The organism is Veillonella sp. AF13-2 (genome assembly GCF_003603295.1).
Classification (GTDB): Bacteria; Bacillota; Negativicutes; order Veillonellales; family Veillonellaceae; genus Veillonella; species Veillonella parvula_E.
Map to the genome: position 1 here is coordinate 127981 of NZ_QTMT01000002.1, position 20364 is coordinate 148344.

At 40.5% G+C, this 20364-nt stretch carries 15 protein-coding genes and 1 other RNA gene; 1 reads left to right on the forward strand and 15 read right to left on the reverse strand.

Annotated features, from left to right (window positions below; genetic code table 11):
- Positions 1 to 7 precede the first annotated feature (7 nt).
- The 4 genes from DWV85_RS04510 to DWV85_RS04525 form a co-directional block, all read right to left on the reverse strand.
- The gene (locus DWV85_RS04510; RefSeq protein WP_123138130.1) at positions 8 to 793 is read right to left on the reverse strand and encodes a hypothetical protein; all 786 of its coding nucleotides are present in this window, start codon (positions 791 to 793) and stop codon (positions 8 to 10) included.
- 238 nt (positions 794 to 1031) lie between these two features.
- A complete protein-coding gene (locus DWV85_RS04515; RefSeq protein WP_123138131.1) occupies positions 1032 to 1544 on the reverse strand; it encodes a pyridoxamine 5'-phosphate oxidase family protein in 513 nt (170 codons plus the stop codon).
- Positions 1545 to 1579: 35 nt separating this feature from the next.
- Entirely contained in the window at positions 1580 to 1969 is a 390-nt protein-coding gene (locus DWV85_RS04520; protein ID WP_024060210.1) for a MarR family transcriptional regulator, read from the reverse strand.
- A 66-nt stretch (positions 1970 to 2035) separates the two neighbouring features.
- Positions 2036 to 2443, reverse strand: a complete 408-nt coding sequence (locus DWV85_RS04525) for a hypothetical protein (protein ID WP_004698277.1) — start codon at positions 2441 to 2443, stop codon at positions 2036 to 2038.
- A 280-nt stretch (positions 2444 to 2723) separates the two neighbouring features.
- Here DWV85_RS04525 and DWV85_RS04530 point away from each other — a divergent pair, with 280 nt between their 5' ends.
- Positions 2724 to 4166: an amino acid permease gene (locus DWV85_RS04530; protein ID WP_123138132.1), complete on the forward strand. Its 1443-nt coding sequence runs from the start codon at positions 2724 to 2726 to the stop codon at positions 4164 to 4166.
- 31 nt (positions 4167 to 4197) lie between these two features.
- On the opposite strand, the gene DWV85_RS04535 is transcribed toward DWV85_RS04530, so the two are convergent.
- The 11 genes from DWV85_RS04535 to gltB form a co-directional block, all read right to left on the reverse strand.
- On the reverse strand, positions 4198 to 4770 hold the full coding sequence (locus DWV85_RS04535; protein WP_123138133.1) for an immunity protein YezG family protein: 573 nt from the start codon (positions 4768 to 4770) through the stop codon (positions 4198 to 4200).
- A gap of 81 nt (positions 4771 to 4851) precedes the next feature.
- The gene (locus tag DWV85_RS04540) at positions 4852 to 5748 is read right to left on the reverse strand and encodes a hypothetical protein (protein ID WP_021148594.1); all 897 of its coding nucleotides are present in this window, start codon (positions 5746 to 5748) and stop codon (positions 4852 to 4854) included.
- 206 nt (positions 5749 to 5954) lie between these two features.
- On the reverse strand, positions 5955 to 7079 hold the full coding sequence (locus DWV85_RS04545; protein WP_123138134.1) for a cation diffusion facilitator family transporter: 1125 nt from the start codon (positions 7077 to 7079) through the stop codon (positions 5955 to 5957).
- A 260-nt stretch (positions 7080 to 7339) separates the two neighbouring features.
- Positions 7340 to 8458 (reverse strand): RluA family pseudouridine synthase, encoded by a 1119-nt coding sequence (locus tag DWV85_RS04550; protein WP_123138135.1) that lies wholly within the window; start codon positions 8456 to 8458, stop codon positions 7340 to 7342.
- Positions 8458 to 11046 (reverse strand): 3'-5' exonuclease, encoded by a 2589-nt coding sequence (locus DWV85_RS04555; RefSeq protein ID WP_004698172.1) that lies wholly within the window; start codon positions 11044 to 11046, stop codon positions 8458 to 8460. Before DWV85_RS04555 ends, DWV85_RS04550 begins: the two co-directional genes overlap by 1 nt.
- A gap of 12 nt (positions 11047 to 11058) precedes the next feature.
- Positions 11059 to 11310 (reverse strand): hypothetical protein, encoded by a 252-nt coding sequence (locus tag DWV85_RS04560; protein ID WP_004698280.1) that lies wholly within the window; start codon positions 11308 to 11310, stop codon positions 11059 to 11061.
- 4 nt (positions 11311 to 11314) lie between these two features.
- Positions 11315 to 11911 (reverse strand): recombination mediator RecR, encoded by a 597-nt coding sequence (gene recR, locus DWV85_RS04565; protein WP_004698249.1) that lies wholly within the window; start codon positions 11909 to 11911, stop codon positions 11315 to 11317.
- Positions 11912 to 12241 (reverse strand): YbaB/EbfC family nucleoid-associated protein, encoded by a 330-nt coding sequence (locus tag DWV85_RS04570; RefSeq protein WP_004694913.1) that lies wholly within the window; start codon positions 12239 to 12241, stop codon positions 11912 to 11914.
- 141 nt (positions 12242 to 12382) lie between these two features.
- On the reverse strand, positions 12383 to 15088 hold the full coding sequence (gene dnaX / locus DWV85_RS04575) for a DNA polymerase III subunit gamma/tau (RefSeq protein ID WP_123138136.1): 2706 nt from the start codon (positions 15086 to 15088) through the stop codon (positions 12383 to 12385).
- A 227-nt stretch (positions 15089 to 15315) separates the two neighbouring features.
- An RNA gene (ffs, locus tag DWV85_RS04580) (signal recognition particle sRNA large type) lies at positions 15316 to 15530 on the reverse strand.
- 27 nt (positions 15531 to 15557) lie between these two features.
- Entirely contained in the window at positions 15558 to 20141 is a 4584-nt protein-coding gene (gene gltB, locus DWV85_RS04585; protein WP_123138137.1) for a glutamate synthase large subunit, read from the reverse strand.
- Between the last annotated feature and the right edge of the window lie 223 nt (positions 20142 to 20364).

The window sequence follows — 20364 nt, forward strand, 5'->3', positions numbered from 1 at the left end:
TCTCTCTCTAAAACACGCCAGTCTTTGCTTTCATAGGAACTACATGTTCCTGTTTCATTTCTTCAATAGTTTTAGGTTTAATCGGTGTTGTCGGATAGTTACCAACTAGTTCATAACGAGAGCTATCAATACTCTTCAACGGTACTACATGCTCTTTATAGAATTCCGCATCAGCCTCTTTCATCCGTTCTAAGAAGAATAGGGAATAAGCCATACCATCCTTCGTCCACGAAATGCTGCGAACCATATGTGTTTCAGGATTACCTGTATAATAAACCTCACTAGAGTCACCTGGTTTAGACCATTCATGATCGCCGTACTCAGATGGAACATATGGTGTATCTCTTACTGTATCTAAGGAATATCCCATTCTATATGCCATAATACTATCTATATATTTTTTCCCATCTCGATAGATAGTCACACCTTTTTTATAATATACAACCTCTAATACATCATTTTGATCTTGACGTGCTGTATAGAGCTGATAACCATAAGGTATATAGCTAGGCGCCTTGACCTCATACGGCAGTTGCTGTGCAGCTCCTACTATTCCTTTCCAATTACGAGCCCCTTCTTGCGTTTTCATAGGCCACTCTAAAAAAGACTTTCTTGGCAATGCTTTAATTGCTGAATCAGGATGAACTCTAGGCATATCATTTGTAACGGTAGCTAAAACACCAGCATTATCAGTAGATATAGAGTCATTAACAACATCTGCTGAAACATATCCCGCAGACAATAATCCTATAGCCATAGCAGCTAAAACGGACTTATATAGAAGCTTCTTCATGATCTCTCCTTTTATAAAAACTTGATATATACTTTACAGATATAATGATATATTTTCTTATTTATATCAAAAACATGCCCCTGATTCTGTTGCCCTAGCTACTTCATAAAACTTTTATCTTTTCTATTGTGAAAGCATAGTTATGAGCAAATAGCTGCTTTAATGCTTATTAGTTATACATAATAAAACATCCTACTAAACGCTATATTACAATAGAGTTCAATAGGATGTTTTGTCATTATTTAGTTAATGGAGGCATAATAATATCTTGTTCAAGCTGTCTTCGTTTCTTTGCAGTATAGTCTACAACTTTAATTTGAACTACGCCCACAGAGTTTACCATGGCATCGGTAAAGGTAAATTCTCGACCGGTCTGATGCTTCATCAACACTTGTAAACCATGAACTTTTTCATCAATATTCTCTAAATAAGCAGCCTCTCCTCGTCCCATTACACTGGAATAGACTGAACTATATTTACAAGGAATATCTCCACCTGATATGAGGGCTTCATCATTGCCGTCAATTTCGATAAATACATGAGGGTTCGCTTTAATCAAATCAAACTTCTTTCCCTCATGATGTCCATGCACAAAGATATGAAGTTCATCATCTATAAATTCATAGCCAAAATGTAAAGGTACCACGTAAGGGTAATCACCATCCATCATACCTAAGTGAATGATACGCGTGCTATTTAAAATACCTTTAATTTCATCTATATTTGTAACCATACGATCTTGACGTCTCATAATAGCCTCCACAAGAATCGGAAAATTGATACACCTTACGCTTCATGTAATCTGCCAAGAAGATGTTTAAATTGAGCCTCATCACTATTCAGCTTTCCGAAAAAAACTTCATCAATTTGTTCAACTAATGGAACTGCTTTTTGTAATATTTCACTGCCCTTTTCATTTAAAAGAACCGCTTTCGCACGTGTATCTCTAGAGTGCTCTTTTCGCTCTACAAAACCACGTTTTTCTAATAAGCTCAATATTTGAGATACTGTCATAACATCTATCCCTGAAAGTTTTGAAATCATAACTTGTGTAACTTCGTTATCATGTTGTGATAAATACGCAAGAGATGCTAAAACAACAAATTGAGGATGTGTTAAGTTCAACTCTTTTAACGCTTGTTTTATAGTAAAATGCCATTTATTGTACACCCTCATGAACAATAATCCTGTTGATTTTTCTGAATTGTCTTTATATTTTGATGTAAACAAACAGCAATCACCTTATCTTTCTAAACAATTTTTTAGAATAAATATAGATTGAGGAACATCCGAAAAAACTTGACTTAAAAATTCCAAATGTTGCTTATCTTCACTTTCTAAACTTACAGTATGTTTTACATTTACACTTCCATCATGATTATCAATTATTTGATGTCCGAAAAGTATAGCTCCAAATGGAGTTTCAGTCTTATCCCAAAACTCTTCAAAAGGTTTTACAAGAGTAAGCTGATATTCCATAGGTGGCATGCCTTCAAGCTCCATTGTACCACATGAACCAGTCTCAAATTTACCGTTTAATGTAATATTTTTTAGATCCTCTTCCCAGTCATACCATTTTTCGATATTCGCATAGTACGCCCACACAGCTTCTTTTGGCGCTTTTATGTTCAAACTAAAACTAAATTCCATTTTATATCCTCCTTTTATTATAAGTGTACTTATTATAAAATATTTTATATTATTCGTCAATTAACTTCAAGAAAAGGATATTCTATGTTTTTATCAATATAAGGGTATACTCTCATCAGAAAATCATCAGGTCTTTTGTCTACTGTAAAAATACATTTGACTTTTTAGGATAGATACTGTATTATAAAAAAATAGTTTTAAAGATTCTATAGATTGTTAAAACTGTGGTAATCCATAGCCTTTATATCTATAGATAGTTTGTAGAAAAGAGGTCTTTATTATGTCTGATACGCATCAGTTAAAACGGGGTCTTAAGAACCGGCATGTACAGCTACTCGCCATCGGCGGTGCTATTGGTACAGGCCTATTCTTAGGCTCCGGTCGCGCCATTCACTTGGCTGGTCCATCCATCATATTCGCCTACCTAATAACAGGTGTTATGTGCTTCTTTATTATGAGAGCACTAGGCGAGTTATTGTTATCTAACCTAAATCACCACTCTTTTATCGACTTTGTAGAAGATTACTTAGGGGATCGAGCAGCCTTTATCACGGGATGGACATACTGGTTCTGCTGGCTTTCACTAGCCATGGCGGATTTGACAGCCGTAGGCCTCTACATGCAATACTGGATACCGTGGCTTCCTCAATGGATACCAGCCTTACTTGTTTTAGTCGCCTTGCTGTTAATGAACTTGACAGCTGTAAAATATTTTGGCGAAATGGAATTCTGGTTTGCCTTGATTAAGGTAATCGCTATCATCTCTCTTATCATTATCGGTATCATCATGATTGTTACTGGTTTCACCACAGATGCTGGCGTCGCCGCCTTTAGCAATATATGGAATTACGGAGGATGGTTCCCGAACGGAACGATGGGCTTTATCCTATCATTCCAAATGGTTGTATTTGCTTTCACAGGCATAGAACTCGTAGGTTTAACGGCTGGCGAAACAGAAGATCCTGAAAAGGTTATTCCGATGGCCATAAACAATATCCCTTTGCGTATTATTTTATTCTATGTAGGCTCTTTAGCCATCATCATGAGTATTTACCCTTGGACTGCCGTTAACCCTGCTGCAAGTCCATTTGTAGCTGTATTTACCGCCGTTGGTATTACAGCCGCCGCAGGTATCGTAAACTTCGTTGTTCTTACTTCTGCAGCCTCTGCTACAAACTCTGGTATCTTCAGTACAGGCCGTATGATTTATGCCTTGGCAAAACGAGGTCATGCACCTAGCTCAATGCGGCGCTTGACCCACAGCAGTGTACCATATCAAGCAACGATTTTCTCAGCTGCCGTATTATTGATTACTGTCGTACTCAATTATGTAATGCCTGAAGCTGTATTCGTTATGATTACATCAATCTCCACATTCTGCTTCATCTTTATTTGGGCCATGATGGTTATCTGTCACCTTAAATATCGTAAGAAAAATCCTGAACTAGCAGCACAATCTAACTTCAAAATGCCTCTATACCCTGTAATGAATTACATTATCCTAGCTTTCTTTGTTTTCGTTCTTGCAATTCTCGCCTTAAACGAAGATACGCGAATTGCTCTCTTGTTTACACCAATTTGGTTCATCATTCTTTGGGCCTTCTACTCTATGCTCAATACGGATGATGAGGATGCTCTTGGGGAAGAACTCATCGAAATGGCTGGTGTAAAAGAAATTTACAAAAAATCTAAAAAAGATAATTCCGATGATTACGTAATCTAACAAAACGCCCGTGCATGCACGGGCGTTTCTATTACTTCATAGTCGGGAAGTTTTCTTGTTCATATTGTTGTTGATACGCTGGTAGATTATTTATATTTTCATTGTAATTAAAGATAGTCTTAATGCGATAGCCTTCTTGAGTAATGATGATATCAATAGAGGATGGTACTTCTTGACCATTCTGTTGCAAATGGTTAACTAATTCTTGCAATGCCTCTATTTGACGTAAAGAACCAGCCATATATTTACCCCTGGATAGGCCTGTATTTCTAACGACTTGTCCATTATATACTTGCCCTCTATTATCTTTGTAATAGAAGCGCACAGCATCCTTATCCCCCGCAGGAACGGCTTTAATATAAATAATCTTCCAATTCTTCTTAATCATCACTTTTGTAGCTTGTGCTAAATTATTAGACAAACGTCGTGTTTCTTGATTAGTAGATTTAGATACACCATTAACCTGTTGAATTTCATCATTCATAGGCATTTCAATAGGTGTCATTACTGGATCTTGTTCTACCTTTTTTGCATCTACAGGCTGAATCGCAAACACACCAACAACCGCCATTACAGCTAATGAGGTAAGAGCAATTTTTTTCATTCCATCTCTCCTTAGAGAATTTATCAACACAAATTACATTTTATACAATATATTATATTCATTAAGCTATATAATATCAAGTTAATTTGATTTTTCAGTATTTACATTCTTAATTATTTGATTCCATTGTTCGAAAAGTTCAGTACTATAATTCATATCCATATATTTTATATTGAAAGAAGTTATAGACTTTAGATTATCATAACTTTCCATTCTATTAGTCTTAACATTCCAAAACAACATCATATTTTCATATATAGGAATACCATAATACTGTTCTGCTTTAAAAAACTCAAAAGGTAAATTCATATTTGGTTTCGCATATATAAGAGGAGTAACTGTTAGTAAATAAGTATCTCCTACCTTACCATTTATATATAATTCTCTAGGAATAAGAGAATCTAATATTACTTTATCATTTTTAATACCATGTTTATTTACTTTCTTTTGTTGAACCAAACGTGGATCTGTATCAACTATTTTAGTAGCAGATAAAGTAGCATCTAAAATATATTTTCCCTCCCTATTAGAGGCTATAATATTACCATTGATATAGTCTAAGGAAGCAGAAAACTTATCAAAATCATATCCTATAACATTAGCAGTCAAAGATGTATCAGTGACCCTCAAAATCAAAAGTGGATACAAATTCATATTAGAAATAGTATCATTAGAGCGTGCAAGCAGATATAATTCATCATTAACGATAAGATAATCAAAAATATAACAGTTATATTTTTTCATAATAGGTAATACATCAATGGCATAAGACTCAGAGTAATTACTTGCATTTATAACTGTTAAGATTGCATTAGGATTACGATTAATATCAACTGTAATATCCTTTTCTAAAATTATCCCTTGTTTTGGTAAAATACATTTCTCATTTCTCGTACCACTGAGGTGTAAGGCACACAAAATAAGAATAAGGATAATTAAAAGACTTACAATATAATGTTTCTTTATCCATTGCAACATAGGACCACCTCTCTTACCTATAGTATAACTAAATCTATCGATTAATAAAAGAAAAGGCTTCTACCGATTCTTGACCGATTATATTCGGTCAATTACTGGTAAAAGCCTTTAATTTTATAATATTAGTTATGAAATTATCCCATATAGTAAAGAGATATACTTAGAAGTTTCTATTCGCTTAGATATCTAAAATCAATATTACTAAACTAGTTACTAAAATCCGTATCCACAATGGCGAATTGTGTATAGTCAGGGTAACGTTTTTGCATTTCTGCCTTGATTTTTTCCAATGTACCATGTGGATCTTCTTCGTCAAAGTCAAAGATAATATCGTAGTAGATAACCTTCTTTTCTTCTTGTACGTAGAAGGCATGTACTTGTACTACATGTGTATATAAACTAATAACTTGATCAAGAGCTTTTCTAATTTCAAGTACTTCTACACTTGGTTTATTTTCAGCATATACACCAACAGTCATATTGATGCCAAACTTTTTATAAAGATGAACCGCAATGCCCTTTGTTAGAGGATGGACTTCTGCCATTGTCATAGAATCTGGTACAGAAATATGAACGGAACCAATTGTTTCTCCCGGACCATAGCTATTTAATACCAAGTCATATACACCACCCACATTCGGATGCTGTGCGATAGTTTCTTTAATATTACGGATTAAATTATCATCTGCTCGAATACCAAGCAAATGATTGTACATTTCACGTAAAATATCATACGCTGCTTTTAAAATCAAAACAGAAATAACAGCACCCACATAACCTTGAATATCAAAGTTAAAGAAAAAAACTAAGCCTGCAGATACCAATGTGGCAAAGGTAATCACTGCATCAAAAAGGGCATCTATACCAGATGCTACGAGTGCATCGGATTTATATTTCTCACCTTGTGCCTTGATATAACGACCCATCACTACTTTCACAACGATGGCAACAGCGATGATAACAAGACCTGGAATATCAAATGTAGATACCTCAGGGTGGATAATTTTATCCACAGATTCCTTAAGGGATCCAATACCTGCACCGAGAATGATAAAAGCTATAGCCATGGTAGTCATATATTCTATACGACCGTGGCCAAATGGATGCTCCTTATCAGCCCCTTTGGCGGCTAATTTCGTACCCACAATAGTTAATACAGAGGACAATACATCTGTTAAGTTATTTACCGCATCAAGGATGATGGCGATGGAATTAGACGCAAGGCCCACAATCATTTTAAAAATAACGAGAACGACATTACCTATAATGCCTTTTATACTGGCAAGCGTAATCCCCCGATTACGTGCTGCACTATTATCCTGTAAAATCATACTACACCTCTTACATTCTGATTTATAGTTTTTAAATTGAACTATATCGATTTGCTTATAGTCCTATTATAGCTTATCGATTATCATTTGTCATTATTTTTCTTGAAAAATATTTTTAAAGTTATTGATTTTGCTGAGTTATCAATAATTCTCATTTCTCAATTAGAAAATTTGATGTATTGTGACTTCACAATGTATAGTACAAACTTATTATTAACAAACTAGTATTTTGTATTACGTAACAAGTTAATCAGATCAGATTATGCCGTAACCGTAATACGCTCTCCTGTGCGCATGTGTGTGAATACTACCTTTTGAGCCCGTAATTGGAATGGCTGTCCCGTAGGTTGTGCACCGTATAAGATATCTCCTACAAGAGGGTGCCCTATATGGCTGAAAGCTACTCGAATTTGATGTGTTTTCCCTGTGTACAAACGAACTAAAACCTCTGTATATCCACATTTATTGGACTTATACACAGTTTTGTCCACATTTTGACTACTTTTATCAACATCTCCTAAGTTTATATCCACATTTTTTGCTGTTATATCCACAGAATTTTTAGACTTATTCACAGAGTTATCCACAGTCTCTGAAGAATGTCTACATAGGACGGAAAAATCTGTACGAGTCTCTTTTCCCTTAGGATTCACTTCGTAATGAATCCCATCAGCACTGCGTTCCATAGGGAATACTAAAGAATCCTCATCGGCTTCTACAATGCCTTCCACAGTCGCCATATACCACTTTTCAAAGGTATTATCATCTATTTGCTGTTGATAAATACTTTGTGCTAAACCACTTTTTGCAATGACAATGCAACCTGTCGTATCTCTATCGAGACGATTCAAGAAACGTACCTTTCGCTTAATACCATGTTCTTTAAAATAATGCGCCACACCATTGGCAAGAGATACTTGATCTTTAGAGTTTACCGTCAAACCGCATGGCTTATCCACAATAAGGAGATCAGTATCTTCATACAGAATGCGTAAGTCCATTTCGATAGGGTCATGATCTATTTTTTCCTTCGCCATAGCAATCCAAATCTCGTCGCCTTCGGAGATTGTATCCTTTGGTGTAGCCTTATGTCCATTAATGTGGATTAATTTCTCTTCAAAGAGTTTAACTAAGGACTTTCTAGGATATCTAGTATCTAACACTTCACCAAGTGAAATATCACATATTTCTCCAATATGCTCGGAATCACGACTTGATATGTCTTGATTGCTACTCGATATATCTCGATTTTTACTTGATATATCTTGACCATCACCTACTAGCTTTTTTCTTGCATTTTTCTTGCTAAGTACAACTTCTATATCTACAGCTGTCACGGTCCACAGAATATCATCGGGGCGATGTGTTTTTCGCGCCATTAGTATCTCCTTTCTACGAGTTCAAGATCTCGTGGCATATAGTTGAGTAGCGAACTTGGTTGAACTGCCCTCCCTCGTATGTTCGTCTGTTCAAAGGTAATGGTCAATTCTTGTTTAGGTCGAGTGATGGCCACATAGAATAAACGCTTTTCCTCGTCTTCACGACCTTCTGCAATGGCAAAGGGACTGGGGAAAGTTCCTTCGTTTAGCCCAGCCAAGAATACATGGTCAAACTCACTGCCCTTCGCTTGGTGAATGGTAATGATAGGAATGCGATCTTCATTTCGTACTTGCTGCGCAGGCTCACCCGCCGTAAGGGCCGCCATCTGTAAGATTTGATTTAATCGAGCCAAACCTGCAGGCCCTTCATAAGCCGCATCTAGTTTTTCCATGATGCGATACAAATCGCGTATATGCTCTACTTTAGCCGCTTCCCCATGAGATTTATAGTACTCTAAAACCCCCATTTGGTTCATGATATACGCCAATAATTTCGTTGGCATCTCCGTATAGGCTTTTCTACGCAATGTCGCCATTTGAGAGGCGATATCCGTGAAAGCTGCTTTATATTTATTTATAGCTACCATGCGATCCGTTGTGGTCGGTACGATTTTTTCTTTCACCGCATAAATTAAAAGCTGTGCAGTAGCCAAGATATCATCCATTGCATTATGTGTTGGCTCATGATGTATAGGGAACTTAGATGCTAGGAAGCCCAATTTATGATTTGGCAAATTAGGATAGAAACGACGGTAAATATCGAGGGTATCGTAAATAGCCTTGAACTCAGGATTGCCTAAGTTATGACGCGCCAATTCATTCGTAAAGATGGTCACATCATAGTTTACATTGTGACCTACAATAATAGCATTCTTGGAGAATTCCTTAAAGGCTTGTAGCACTATAGCTGGCTCTTCGCCGTGTTCTTGTAAATACGCATCGGAGAAGCCATGTACCTCTTCGGATTGACCAACAGGTACACCAGGATCGATAAAGCGTTCAAAGGCCTCTAAGACCTGTCCATTTTCATCGATGCGAATAGCTGCAATTTGAATGATGCGGTCTTGAGACGTATCTGTGCCGGTGCTCTCCACGTCATAAACAACTACTTCGTGCTGCTCTAAGCCACTGACAAGCTTTGCATAAGGCTCCGCCTCAAAGATAGGCATATCCATAAAATCTGTCAATTTTAAACCTACTTGGCGCGTCTCTGGGCTTTCAATCGCAGCGATACGAGCGTCACCAATACCAGCAACATATCGCTTGATAATGCGCTTCGCACTGACAGAGTCGTTTGGATTCATGAGCAGTTTGAAGTAGGCCATAACATCTTTAATTTCTTGACGTCTAAAGAATTTAAACTCGTCGATAATCATGAAGTGACGACGTTCCTCTTCAGGTCGTTCGCCGTTAAGACGTTCAAAAGAATCACTTAGCTGCTGTGCCTTTTTATTATCTCTCACGAGAACGCCGATATTAGCATCCTTCGGTAAGGCGCAGATAGCTTCGTAGATATAGCGGCCCTCAAGGTAGCTATTTTTACAACCTTTAATGAGAACAGGCTTACCCTTGCTTTCACTATTGGCACGAGGCAATTCAGTGTAGATAGACCCAACCAGGTCAGGGAACATATTTTGTAAGGTTTTGAAAGCCATCGTAAAGAGTGTCCAATTAGAACGATAGTTTTCGTAGAAGATAATTTTTAAAGGCTTGAAATCCGCATCAAATTGCTTGAGCAAGCGGAACGGATCAGAACCACGCCATTCGTAAATCGTTTGGAAATAGTCGCCACATAGTAGCACGTAATTACCTTCCCACAGCATTTCTAGAACCTTGTACTCCAGTACGCCTGTATCTTGCATTTCATCTACAGAGATATAGCTGTAACGACTGCGCCAGCGCTCGCGAACTACAGGGTCTTGGAATAGGCGATGAACACCGCAGATGAGGTCTGTAAAATCTAGGCCGTGCACGGAAGCTAAGCTTTCATCATACGCAGCAATCCATTCGTGACCATGGTTCAAGAAATCATGGAGTTCACTGTAGAGGACATTACCAAAGCTAGAGAAGAGCTGTTCAATGGCTTCGCGCTGTTCCTTCTGTAAGCGTTCAATTGTCCGCTTGTAGTCACCTACGAGATCATCAGAATAAAAGCCATATAAGGAACGATATTCTTTCACCATGGAGATAACATTAGCAAAGGACATTTCTCGCAATTTACCAGGACGGTACGGTTCAGAGAGTTCCTTGCAGTCTTCTTCGTCAAAGATGGTCACATCCGTGTACAAGGTTTCGTTGCGCTTGCCCTCTTGTTGGAGAATGAAAAAGCAAAAGCTGTGGAATGTACTAACCTCCACAGCCTTTGCAGGACTGCCCACGAGCGATTGAATGCGGCCTTTCATCTCGTTTGAGGCCTTGTTCGTAAAGGTCATGCACAAGATATTCTCCGCCTTCGCATAGCCACCCTCGATGAGATGAGCCACCCGATAAGCAAGTGTATTCGTTTTTCCCGTCCCAGCGGACGCTAACAAGAGGATATTCTGTTCCACTTCATCAATAACGCGTTGTTGTTCACGATTGATAAGCATAAAAACCTCCTGTTATTTAATGCCGTAATATATAGCAGCTAAGACCATAGGAATAGGGCCTAAAATTGCTGTTAATGCCCAAATACCCACCCCAATATCCATTGGAATATTAAGTATATGAACGCATACCCAGTAGGTTAACCCACCAATCACAACATTTATAGCCACCCGTTTAATGGTGAAAAATGCTACTTTGAAAGCAATGTAGGCTACAGCAATGGAAATAACCGCCGATATAATCGGTGATGCTAATAAAGCTCCCATACTATTATCCTTTCATTTCTTGGCGGTTCACTACGGCACCGCCTAGCGTTAATTCATCGGCATATTCGATATCGCCACCCACAGGAACACCGCGGGCAATGCGCGTTACCTTGATGCCACTTGGACTTAATAATCTCGCCAAATACAGAGCAGTTGCTTCCCCTTCGACATCCGGGTCTGTTGCGAGGATAACCTCTTGTACAACACCATCACGAAGGCGTGCAATCAATTCTTTTACGCGAATATCGTCAGCACCAATGCCCTCCATAGGGGACAAAGCGCCTTCCAATACATGATACAAGCCCTTATAATCACCACTGCGCTCGATAGCAATGACATCACGAGATGTTTCAACAACCATAATCGTCGTTTGGTCGCGATTTGGATTGCTACAGAATTCGCAAGGATCTTGAGCTGATAAGTTAAAGCAAATAGAACAGTGACGCGTAGCCCCCTTCGCTTCTAAGATAGTTTCCACGAGGCGGTCTACCTCTTCCTTCGGCATTTCTACCAAATGATAAGCCAAGCGTCTAGCCGACTTAGAACCGATGCCAGGTAAACGGCGCAGCTGTTCTACGAGCCGTTCTAAAGCGTTTGTCATTTAGAATAAACCTGTTGGCAAGTTAAGACCACCAGTTACTTTGCCCATTTCTTGAGCCAAGAGGTCGTCTACTTTTTTGCTAGCTTCATTTACCGCAGCCATTACTAAATCCTCTAACATTTCTACATCTTCAGGATCAACAGCTGTAGGATTCAATTTCAAAGATTCGATGATTTTTTCACCGTTCATCACAACGGTTACTGCACCGCCACCTACGGAAGCTTCTACAGTGCGAGTTTTTAACTCTTCTTGCATTTTCTTCATGTCTTCTTGCATTTTTTGAACTTTTTTCATCATGCCAGCCATGTTGCCCATACCTTTACCAAACATTGTATTTCCTCCTTTTAAGACATCGTCCTATACTAACATTCTAAGTCCACATCATTAACAATATATGACATAGATTTATAACATATGTGTCACCTAATAGCCCCAAGGCCAAAGGTTATTATCTAACAATTAATTTTTTATCTATTCTTCGATAACCTCGACTATGATGTCATGGTCTTCAGATAATTTTTCTAGCGTTTCCGCCAAGAGAGGATTGTTTCGTTCCTCTTCTGTCATATGCTCTGGATCCCAAGCGTATTCTCGAGCCACCGTAACACTATCGATAGCCTCTACTTCAATAGGTGCTGATGAAAGCATAGCTTTGTCATCACTTTGATGCGGGGTTTTCTCATGAGGTTCACCCCCATCAGACTTTGGGACAGCTTCCACCTCGATATGTGCACCGCTATCCATAGGGCGCTCTAACACTTCGCCATCCTCGCTGATAACAGTCACACTATCTAATGGATGTGGCGGCATATCATCTAAGGATGATACATAAGAACCCTCCATATCATCTACAGGCACATCATCAAAGGAATGAACTGGAATATCATCCCCTTCTATAGAACCTGCTAGAGACTCAATAGGAATTTCACCATCTGGCACCTGTGTCGCAGGACTACCATCAAAGGATGTAATTGGCACATCACCACCGGATGCTGGCTCTGTTTCTACGCCAGCTCCTAATGCAGTTTCTGATGCAGCTATTGTAGTTGTATTCGCACTATCACTAACTACCGTATTTGCAACGGCACCGCCGGTTTTCTTAGCTAAGAATGCCATCGCCGCAGCCTTAGCCGCGTCCACAGCTGCAGAATCAGGTTTACTCTCTTGCGAATCATTGGTTAAATCCATTTGTGTCGGTTCCGCACCGGAGGTCGTCTTTACGTCAACCATCGGTTCTTGTGGTCGTTGGGGTGCTTTTACTTGGCGTTGTGTGGTGCTACCAGCAGCCTTTTTATAGTCTTTATAAACTTGCGTGAGGGCATCCACGATTTCTACGTGTACTGCATAGCCCAGTGTATAGGTGAAAGCATCAACCGCTTCCGCCAAATTCACTTCATTGGTCATCACATTGAGATGCAATGTATTTTTAAAGGCCATGACCGCCTTGCTTTGGTCTACGTACACCAGCTGACCTTGACCGATAACGGTAGAAGTCATATTGCGATTACTATCCTTCAAGTATTTAATCACATTGGATTGTACATTGCGATACTCTTGAGCAGACAAGATTTGGTCACTAATGATGGCCTGTGTACTAATGCCTTTTTTACCGCGACCTTTAGCTTGGTTTTTTGTAGGTTTTCGGGAAGCCGTATCCCCACTGTTTGGCGGTGGCACCATGCCAACGCCGCCCATTGGTGGCGGAGCCAAACCCACTCCATTCATCGGAGGAGGTGTACTACCTGGTGCTCCCATCGGTGGAGGCGTCATACCTACACTCGCAGTCGGTGGAGTCATACCCACATTCGCAGGCGGTGGTGTCATACCTACGCTGCTTGGAGGTGGCACAGTGCCAACAGCAGTATTTTGAATACTACTCATGGAAGAATTCTGTACAGCAGCATTATCTACAGGAACAAAGCTGTTCGCATAGCCGCTAGGTGGACCAAATGCATTAGCACCATAAGCTGGTGTAGGAGCCGCTGGGCCTCGTTGTTCCAATTGAGCCATGCGGTTCAATAAATCATTTCGTTCAGATCGCTCAGCACTTTCTAGAGCATATACACGGTCTTCTAAGCTTTCATCAACAGAGCCTAATTTAGCGCAAAGCACGAGTAGACCCATTTCAATGATGGTTCGTGGATTATCCACTTGTTTCGCATCATTCATGATAGATTGCACACTGCGCACATATTGATTAAGTTCATTGAAATCAACGCTATTGGCCTGAGCTAGGAACTCATCCTTAAAGGCGTCATATACCTTGAGCTCATCCGCATCAGGAGCCACCTTACCAACGAGCAAGGCACGCACATGTTGAATAAGAGCTTCCATAATCTGCGTCGCATCACGACCTTCCGCCAATGCATCGTGAACGTAGGATAATACTTTAGGGCCATCGCCGTTGCGCAAAGCATTTAGGAAATGAATAATCCATTTCTTACTTACGAGACCGATTAACTCTTCCACCACTTGCGGTGTAATAGAGCCCGTTGCCATACCTGCACATTGGTCTAGAATACTCAAGGCATCACGCAAACCACCGTCCGCATGAACAGCGATGAGCTGAGCCGCCGCAGAATCAAGACCAAAACCCTCTTTTTCTGCTACGTAAGATAAGCGTTGTGCGATGTCATCAGAAGTAATACGTCTAAAAGTATAGCGCTGACAACGAGACACGATAGTAACAGGCAATTTTTCAATTTCTGTAGTGGCAAAGATAAACATCACATGAGCAGGAGGTTCTTCTATGGTTTTTAAAAGCGCATTCCACGCCTCTGTAGTAAGCATGTGGGCTTCGTCTATGATAAAAACCTTTTTACGCCCTTCAACAGGCATAAATTTGACGCTTTCACGGAGAGCACGAACCTCATCGATACCACGATTTGATGCGGCGTCGATTTCAAGAACATCCATGGACTGTCCACTCAAAATCGATTTACAAGCACTACACTCGTTACAAGGGTGATCCGTTGGACCATGCTCGCAGTTGATAGCGCGCGCAAAAATCTTCGCCATGCTCGTCTTACCAGTCCCCCGCGGACCGGCAAATAAATAGGCATGAGCTACCTTATCCTCACGGATAGTGCGCATCAATGTATCAGACACCTGATGCTGACCAACTACATCGGTAAATGTCTGCGGACGATACTTACGATATAGCGCAATATATGCCATTGGAACACCCCCTTTTTCCGAAACTTACAATACTTTATTATACCATATTCAAGAAAATCTGACTTCTTTAATATAGTTCTCTCCACATTCCCAAAGTAATATATTTATTTATAAACTTTGTAGATATTTACTAGTCAGAATTCCATCATATGGTTTACGATAAAACATCGTATAGTCCAGAATAAAGTATCATACATTCCTAAATTAGACATAAAAAAAGCGGCCCCACAGGCCGCCTTGCAATATTCGATCACGACAGCCCCCGGGTTCCCCGTGGCACATGAAGGTTACCGCTTAGTGCTGCTACCTCTCAGTCCTGACACGATTCACAGGCCCCCATTGCACAGGCCCGAGAACTGCCATGATCCAATATTGCAATACAAATATTATACATGAAAAAGCCTCTATAGTCAAAGCTATAGAGGCTCTTCATATATCCTATCCAAACGATATTCAATCAAATTAAAAATTATTTTGCATATTTCTCTTTAAATGCAGCCAATTGTGCTTCTTCTAAGGATAAGCCTTGTTCTTTGAAGCGTTCAATAGCAGCTTGCATTTCTTCATAGGCTACAGGCACAACTTTTGTAAATCTGTTTACAAAGTTATTCCAGTTTTCTAAAATATGACGGCCTTTAGCGGAGTTAGTATGCAATACATGTTGTTCTATCAGTTCTTTAATGCGTTTAAGGTCATCATTATTGGCTGTACGTAATTCTACGAGACCTGTATTGACATAGCGTTCATCGCAATCGAGGATGTACGCATAGCCACCGGACATACCTGCTCCAAAGTTACGGCCGATTTTACCGAGTACGAGCACTTCACCACCAGTCATGTATTCACAGCCATGGTCGCCAACGCCTTCCACAACGGCAGTAATACCGCTGTTACGTACGGCGAAACGTTCACCGGCCACACCGTTGATGTAGGATGTACCAGAGGTTGCACCATAGAAGGCAACGTTACCGATAAGGATATTTTCATCAGCTTCAAAGATGGATTTCTTCGGTGGATATACAGTGATGGTACCGCCGGACAAGCCTTTACCGAGGTAGTCATTCGCATCTCCTTCTAGTTCTAGTGTCATGCCTTTAGGGATGAAAGCACCGAAGGATTGACCCGCAGAGCCTTCGAAATTCAACTTGATTGTATTGTCTGGCAAGCCGCTTTCACCATAACGACGAGTCACCTCAGAACCAACTAAGGTACCTACAACGCGGTTGATATTGGTGATAGCCAATTTAGCGCGAATCGGTTTTTGGTCCTCAATAGCAGGACGGCACATACGCAAAAGTTTGGACATATCCAAGGTGCGTTCCAACTCGTGATCTTGGTCAACCATATGCATATGGCCTACAGAAGCATCGATGTACGGACGGAACAATATACGTTTAAGGTCAACGCGAGACAATTTGAAATTATCATCTTGAGATTTTTGACGCACAAGATCGATACGACCAACGAGTTCAGCTACGGAGCGAATACCTAAACGAGCCATGATTTCACGTAATTCACGTGCGATGAAAATCATCAAGTTTTCAACATATTCAGGCTTACCTGTGAAACGAGCACGCAATTTTTCATCTTGTGTAGCTACACCGTAAGGGCATGTATTAAGATTACATACACGAGCCATTTTACAGCCCACCGCAACGAGTGGTAATGTGCCAAAGCCGAATAACTCAGCACCGAGCATAGCTGCTACAGCCACATCGAAACCAGTCATCAACTTGGAGTCTACTTCTAATTGAACACGGTCACGCAATCTATTGAGCATCAAGGTTTGATGCGTTTCAGACAAACCTAATTCCCAAGGCACACCAGCGTGTTTAACAGACGTGCGCCCTGCCGCACCTGTACCACCATCATATCCGGAAATCAAGATATTATCCGCTTTCGCTTTTGCAACACCCGCAGCAATCGTGCCAACACCTGCTTCAGATGTCAATTTAACGGAAATACGCGCATCTTTGTTGACGCATTTCAAATCGTAAATCAACTCAGCCAAGTCTTCGATGGAGTAAATATCGTGATGCGGTGGTGGAGATACGAGCTCAACGCCTGGAGTAGAGTGTCGAGCTTTTGCAATTTCAGGATATACCTTTTTGCCTGGTAATTGTCCACCTTCACCTGGTTTAGCGCCTTGAGCACATTTAATTTGCAATTCTTTTGCGTGGATGAGGTAGTTCGCAGTGACACCGAAACGACCAGATGCAATCTGTTTTACTTCGGAGTTCATGCTGTCGCCGTTTGGCAATGGTTTGAAACGAGCTACGTCTTCGCCACCTTCCCCAGAGTTAGATGTAGAGCCTAGACGATTCATAGCGATAGCAATCGCTTCATGCGCTTCTTTACTGATAGCACCGTAACTCATAGCACCAGCTTTAAAACGTTTTACAATAGACTCTTCCGGCTCAACCTCTTCGATAGGAATACCCCCGCCTACAGGATAATTCAATTCCATCAAGGAACGCAATGTAACATGGTAATCATTGCGAATCGCTTTGGAGTATTCTTTATATTTTGCATAATCCTTTTCGATAAGGGATTCTTGTAATAGATCGATAGTCTTAGGGTTGAATAGATGCTCTTCTCCATCTTTTACAGGACCATACCAACCGCCTGGTTCAAGCACTGTTTCGTCGGATTTGAAAGCCCGTTCATAACGTGCCAAGGCTTCGTGTGCTACGCCACCAAGGCCGATACCACCGATGCGAGTTGGAGTATTTACAAAGAACTTATTAATGAAGTTAGTATTCAAGCCCAAAGCTTCAAAGATTTGTGCACCGTGGTAGGAGCGAACTGTGGAAATACCCATTTTGGACATAACTTTCATGATGCCACCCACAGCGGCTTTAATGTAGTTCTTTTCTGCTTCTTCTGGTGTAATATCACCAAGACGTTTACGAGCTTGCAAATCTCGAACTGTTTCAAGTGCTAAATATGGGTTGATAGCCGTTACGCCATAGCCAATTAATGTACAGAAGTGATGAACCTCACGTGGTTCACCAGATTCAAGAATGAGGCCGATTTCTGTACGCAACACTTTGTCGATCAAATGATTATGAACAGCTGCTACAGCTAATAATGCTGGAATTGGTGCATGATTTTCATCGACACCGCGGTCGGATAAAATCAACACATTTTGATCTGTACGAGCTGCTTCTTCTGCCTTTTCGCATAAATCATTTAGCGCATCACGCAAGCCTTCAGCACCCTTAGTAGGATCGAAGAGAATTGGCAAGGTTACGGATTTCATGCGACGACAATCAAGAGCCTTGATGGACGCCAACTCTTGGTTCGTAAGGATTGGTGTGCGCATGGATAATGCATAGGTACCAGCTTTATTAGGATCTGTTAGATTACCAGAGTTACCAAGCATAACGCGCGTAGATGTAACCATTTCCTCACGGATAGAGTCGATAGGAGGATTTGTTACTTGTGCAAACATTTGCTTGAAGTAGCTATATAGCAATTGTGGTTTATCAGACAAGATAGCTAAAGGCGCATCGGCACCCATGGCACCTACAGGGTCTTTACCATCTTTTGCCATCGGAACAATCATGCGAACAAGGTCTTCTTGAGTATAACCAAAGGCTTGTTGCTCCTTGAACAAATCCTCTACCTTTGGAATGGTGCTTTCATCGGCCTGAGTAATTTCAGATAAGTGAATAACGTGTTCTTTTACCCATTCATCGTACGGTAATTCAGTAGCAACGCGATGTTTAATCTCTTCATCGGAAATGATGCGTTGTTCATCTGTATCGATGAGAAGCATTTTACCTGGTTCCAAACGACCTTTAGCACGGATGTTTTCAGCATTTTCGTTTACAACACCAACTTCAGAAGCCATGATAACGCGGTCATCTGTTGTCACATAGTAACGAGCGGGACGCAATCCATTACGGTCAAGCACACCGCCGATAACGGTACCATCGGTAAACCCCATAGCCGCAGGACCATCCCAGGGTTCCATCATAAAGCTATTGAACTCATAGAAATCATGTTTTTCTTGGCTCATGAGATTATTGCGTTCCCAAGGCTCAGGAATCATCATCATGATCGCATGAGGCAAGGAACGACCTGTCATGTGCAAGAATTCCAATGTATTATCAAACATAGCGGAGTCAGAACCGCTATCATCTACTACGGGGAATACCTTTTTGATATCTGGGAACAATGGAGATTCCGCTTTACCTTCACGAGCATTAATCCAGTTTACATTACCGCGGATGGTGTTGATTTCACCATTATGAACTAAGAAGCGGTTAGGATGTGCCCGAGCCCAACTTGGAAATGTGTTCGTACTGAAACGAGAGTGAACCATTGCCAACGCAGATGTAAAGTCAAGGTCGCTCAAATCAAGGTAAAAGTCGCGCAATTGACCAGGTGTTAGCATACCTTTATATACGATTGTTTTAGAAGACAAAGATGCAATATAAAAATCACTAGATAATTCCTTGCTTAATGGAATGATGCGTTTTTCCGCCAATTTACGGATGATATATAATTTGCGTTCAAATTCCTTATTGTTCGTTACATCGGGGCCTTTGCCAATGAGGATTTGAATCATCCAAGGGCGAATAGCCGCTGCCTCTTTACCGACCTTTGTACCATCTACTGGTACTTCACGCCAACCGAGGACAACTTGCCCCTCTTCGCGCACGACCTCTTCGAGAATTCGTTTTTGCTCGTTACGGAGACTTTCATATTTATGAGCAAATACCATGCCTACGCCATATTCGCCAGCTGCAGGCAGATTAATACCAAGCACTTCGCACTCACGCTTGAAAAACTCGTGCGGAATTTGTACCAAAATACCGGCACCATCACCTGTGTCTTTATCGGCACCGGCACCACCACGGTGTTCAAGGCGCTCCAAAATGCGCAAACCATCGTCGATAATATCATGAGATTTTTTTCCCTTAATATTAACAACGAAGCCCATGCCACACGCATCCTTTTCAAATTGGCTGCTATACATGCCATTGGCTTCGAGTCTAGCTTGATCTAGACGTTGTTGCTCTATTGTGCTTTGCTTCATATCCATAACGTGCACTCCTTCATATCACTTGATCATTCCAAGCACTGCGGCATCGTTCCGTTCGGTCTTGGTAAAAGTATAACTAACAAACTATTTCTCTATAAAATTATCAATTTAACATTCTATAGAATTTCATGTCTATACACAGTATACTCCTGTCCACTGTGAATTGAAAATATAAAAAAAACATAGTCTATGCTTTTCATGCATAGACTATGAGTTTTTATCA

Coding starts and splice junctions, on each gene's coding strand:
- DWV85_RS04550 (WP_123138135.1), bottom strand. CDS start 8,458: ATGGCGCGAAAAACACATCGCCCCGATGATATTCTGTGGACCGTGACA.
- DWV85_RS04545 (WP_123138134.1), bottom strand. CDS start 7,079: ATGATTTTACAGGATAATAGTGCAGCACGTAATCGGGGGATTACGCTT.
- recR (WP_004698249.1), bottom strand. CDS start 11,911: ATGACAAACGCTTTAGAACGGCTCGTAGAACAGCTGCGCCGTTTACCT.
- gltB (WP_123138137.1), bottom strand. CDS start 20,141: ATGGATATGAAGCAAAGCACAATAGAGCAACAACGTCTAGATCAAGCT.
- DWV85_RS04520 (WP_024060210.1), bottom strand. CDS start 1,969: ATGAGGGTGTACAATAAATGGCATTTTACTATAAAACAAGCGTTAAAA.
- DWV85_RS04530 (WP_123138132.1), top strand. CDS start 2,724: ATGTCTGATACGCATCAGTTAAAACGGGGTCTTAAGAACCGGCATGTA.
- DWV85_RS04510 (WP_123138130.1), bottom strand. CDS start 793: ATGAAGAAGCTTCTATATAAGTCCGTTTTAGCTGCTATGGCTATAGGA.
- DWV85_RS04515 (WP_123138131.1), bottom strand. CDS start 1,544: ATGAGACGTCAAGATCGTATGGTTACAAATATAGATGAAATTAAAGGT.
- DWV85_RS04535 (WP_123138133.1), bottom strand. CDS start 4,770: ATGAAAAAAATTGCTCTTACCTCATTAGCTGTAATGGCGGTTGTTGGT.
- dnaX (WP_123138136.1), bottom strand. CDS start 15,088: ATGGCATATATTGCGCTATATCGTAAGTATCGTCCGCAGACATTTACC.
- DWV85_RS04570 (WP_004694913.1), bottom strand. CDS start 12,241: ATGTTTGGTAAAGGTATGGGCAACATGGCTGGCATGATGAAAAAAGTT.
- DWV85_RS04525 (WP_004698277.1), bottom strand. CDS start 2,443: ATGGAATTTAGTTTTAGTTTGAACATAAAAGCGCCAAAAGAAGCTGTG.
- DWV85_RS04555 (WP_004698172.1), bottom strand. CDS start 11,046: ATGCTTATCAATCGTGAACAACAACGCGTTATTGATGAAGTGGAACAG.
- DWV85_RS04540 (WP_021148594.1), bottom strand. CDS start 5,748: ATGTTGCAATGGATAAAGAAACATTATATTGTAAGTCTTTTAATTATC.
- DWV85_RS04560 (WP_004698280.1), bottom strand. CDS start 11,310: ATGGGAGCTTTATTAGCATCACCGATTATATCGGCGGTTATTTCCATT.